This is a genomic window from Oleiphilus sp. HI0128, from assembly GCF_001635365.1.
Genome location: NZ_LWGG01001508.1, coordinates 1 through 772, shown reverse-complemented (window position 1 = coordinate 772; position 772 = coordinate 1). Strand labels below are relative to the sequence as shown.

Annotated in this window: 1 protein-coding gene; it reads left to right on the top strand. The window is 44.6% G+C overall.

Annotated elements, in window-relative coordinates; translation table 11 throughout:
• Window positions 1–772: Rne/Rng family ribonuclease (locus A3763_RS24880; protein WP_156495319.1), on the top strand; the 772-nt coding region annotated here is incomplete at both ends.

Genomic DNA, 772 nt, shown 5'->3' with positions numbered 1-772 from the left:
GAAGAGGCAGGCTCGGGCTTTATTGTGCGTACTGCGGCCGAAGGTGCAGGAGAAGATGAGTTTACGGCAGATATAAAGTTCCTGGAGCGCCTTTGGAAAAAACTAAAGCAGCGAATCAAAGAGAACGCAATTCCATCTGTTGTCTATCAGGATTTGCCGCTGTTTACACGTGCGATAAGAGATCTGGTAAAGCCTCAAACCGAGAAAATTAGAATCGATTCAAAAGAAAGTTATGGGATTGTAAAGGAGTTCTCCGAAAACTTTCTCATTGATGTTAGTAAGCGGCTTGAGTATTACCCAGGTGAACGACCTGTATTCGATTTATATAATGTTGATGATGAAATTCAGAAGGCGCTGGGAAAAAAGGTTCAACTTAAGTCTGGTGGCTATCTAATCATTGATCAAACCGAAGCTATGACCACGATTGATGTGAATACCGGCGGTTTTGTCGGGCATCGTAATCTTGAAGAGACCATATTCAAGACCAATCTCGAAGCTGCAAGGACCATTGGTAGGCAATTGCGCTTAAGAAATCTTGGCGGGATTATCATTCTCGACTTCATCGATATGGAGGATGAGGAACATAAGCGCCAGGTTCTACGAATGTTAGAGAAAATGCTTGAGCGAGACCATGCACGTACAACGGTAAGTTGCGTTTCAGAGCTTGGCCTGGTTGAAATGACACGTAAGCGTACCACTGAAAGCTTGGGGCAAACCTTGTGTGAGCCTTGCCCTGTATGTGATGGCACTGGTGTGTTAAAGACCGCTGAAA